Source organism: Syntrophomonas sp. (assembly GCF_028707975.1).
Lineage (GTDB): Bacteria > Bacillota > Syntrophomonadia > Syntrophomonadales > Syntrophomonadaceae > Syntrophomonas.
This window is the reverse complement of the sequence record NZ_JAQVZX010000165.1, coordinates 1-2,904: the sequence shown is the minus strand read 5'-3', so window position 1 is coordinate 2,904 and position 2,904 is coordinate 1. Positions and strand designations below refer to the sequence as shown.

Genomic DNA, 2,904 nt, shown 5'->3' with positions numbered 1-2,904 from the left:
CCCAGTATCGAGCCAATCAGGGCCAGGGGGATAGTCAGGAATATTACCAGTGGTTGGATGAAGGAATGGAACTGCAGCACTAAGATAAAATAAATCAGGAAAAGAGCCAGAAGTGCCGCCCGCGTCAAGATACCAAAATTATCTTTGATTTGTTTATATTCGCCATCATAAAGGAGACTAACTCCCGGTAACTCGGCAGAGGATAATTTGTCTTTTAGTTCTTTCTCTATTTCTACGGCACTATAGCCTGGTCTTATATCACTTCTTACTTTGATAGAGTTTTGGCCATCGTATTTATTGATACTGGACAACTGGGGTTTAACCTCGATGCCGGCGATTTCTTTCAGGGGAACGCTACGCTTGGAATAAGCGGATTTGATACTCAGGTTTTCCAGCTCTTGACGGGAATTTATATCCGAGCGTAAAAGGATATTATATTGCTCCCCTGCCTGGCGCAATACCGAAGCCCGCCCCCCCTCCAGGGCCAGGCTGGTCTGGCGTTGAATATCATAGTTGCTGATTCCCAGGCGGCTGGCTTTTTCAGCATCCGCCTCAACCAGCAATTGCTGTATTTCTCTTTCCCCATTATCTTCAACATTACGTGAACCTGGTATTTGTTTCACTTTACTCTTAATCAGCTCAGCAGCCTGGCGCAGGTTTTCCCGCTGTTCTCCACTTATTCTTAGCTGTACCGGGGCTACCGGAAAGGCTTTTTCCAATAATTTCACCTTAATATTACCGGCACTAATCCGGCTGTCCAGCTTCTCCTGAAGGTAACTGGCCATTTCCTCGTTGTTTTGAAAACGCTCTCCCTGCTGCGGTCGGATGCGCAGCATAACCTGGGCAAAGTCCGGAGCCTGTGGGGAAACAGGTAGTGTTATATAGAACTTGGGTACAGCACTGCCGACGGAACTGGTATAAGCCAGCACTTCTCCTTCCCGGGAAAGAATATCTTCCACCTGTAGCAGCAGTTCTTCGGTCCCGGCCCGGGTAGAGCCGGCCGGGGCATTAATATCAATGTACAGCAGGTCTTTGTCTGCCGAAGGGAAGAACTGCAGGCCCATAAAAGTAAGAGCATATACCGCCAGGCTAAAAATAAGCAGGGAAGAAATAATGGCGGTCCTTTTTCTAGCCATACTCTCTTGTAATAAATAAGCAAAAAATCTTCTTAGCCAATCATTTTTACGATGCTGGCTGGGAGTAAAAAACCGGTAGGCCATAGCCGGGGTAATAAGCATTGCTACTACATATGAAGCCAGCAGTGATATTAAGACAATCTGGGGAAGACTTTGGAGAAATTCCCCCGGTGCGCCGGGAAGAACAAAGATAGGAGAAAAGGCAATAATAATTACCAGGGTGGCGGTGAGAATAGGTATGGCTGCCTGCTTAAGTCCGTGCAGGCAGGCTTCCATCCGGTTAAGGCCTTTATCCAAGCCAACCTGGATGGCATCTACCATTACGATAGCATCATCTACCAGTATGCCCAAAACAATAATCAAGGCGGCAATCGATATTTCGTGTACCTTAATTCCCAACAGGTACATAGCCATAAAGCTGAGCATAATGGAGAGAGGAATAGCGGTAGAGGCCACCAGGGCATTTTTCCATCCCATTCCCAGCAGCACAACGATTATTACCAGGATTATGCCTTCCAGCAAATTGCGTAAGAAACGATAGAGGTTTTTATTTACTTCATCAGGCTGAAATAAGACCTGGTCCACCAGCAGGTCATGGGGTGCTTCACTTTTTAGCTTATCCAGCTCATCCCGGAGCTTTTTTCCTACCAGGAGAATGTTCTCTTCCGCCTCAAAATAGCCGGTTAACAGGAGAGCCGATTGGCCGTTGTGCCGGGCCAGGGGACGGTCGGGCTCTACTCCCCAGCGGATATTGGCAATGTCTTTTAATCTTTGGCTGCTCCCGTCTGGTGAAACCCCTATAATAGTGTTTTCAATATCGTCCGGGGAATTATACCAACCAGGAATCCTGACATTAGTCTTAATGCCTTCTTCTACAATGGCTCCGGGTGGAATGACTACATTTTGGGACTGCAGGATATTAAATATTTCCTCCAGGGACAGGCCGCTCGCGGCCAGGCGGGTATGGTCGATTTCTACCTCTATCCGTTTTTTTTCTTCCCCAAAGACTTCAAACCGGGATATACCCGCAACTTGCTCCAGCCTTTTTTTGAACTTCTCGGCCATAGCTGCTAATTCTTCTGGATTATAATGCTGCCCGGAGAGACTAACAATAATTCCCGTCGTTTCCGCCAAATCGGTATTAAGCTGAATGGGCAGGCATTCCGGGGGCAGATCTCTTTGCGTATCACTTAAAATCCGGCGCAATTCATTCCAGGATTCTTCCACCGGAGCATCATTTTGCAACTGCAGCAGAATTACAGAAATACTATTTCTACTATAAGATTCACTGAAATCATAGCCAGGCAGCTTGCGAATATTGCTCTCAATCACCCGAGTTACCAGTCTTTCTACTTCCTGTGGTGAGGCCCCGGGATAGATGTTGCTGATCATGGCTACCGGAGCAGTAACTTCCGGGCTCTCCTGTTTAGGCAGGAGGTAATAGCTGTAAAGGCCCAGAGCCAGGCTAATTATAATAAAAAGCAGAATAAAACGGCTGCTGGCAATTATTTTAGATAACATCCCTCGAATCATAATTCCCCCTCAATCCATAAGAAGGCTAGTTTCTATTAATATGGCCTTATTCCTTATTAGTGATGCGAGGGAAAATAATAAGCATCCCGGGTATACGGGTATTGAGTAGCAGAATCCACATGATGCAAGCTTTTAATATTTTGAACCTCTTTTTCCTTTGCCTGCTGACTAGTTAAAGTTAGTGCCAGTAACTTAAGAAAAAGGAGACTTGACTAGAATTCCACCATACTTTTGC

At 46.2% G+C, this 2,904-nt stretch carries 1 protein-coding gene; it reads right to left on the bottom strand.

All coding sequences use genetic code 11. The features are described 5' to 3' along the window. Positions 1 to 2,669: efflux RND transporter permease subunit (locus PHP87_RS11730; RefSeq protein WP_299921590.1), on the bottom strand; the 2,669-nt coding region annotated here is incomplete at its 3' end. Positions 2,670 to 2,904: the final 235 nt, after the last annotated feature.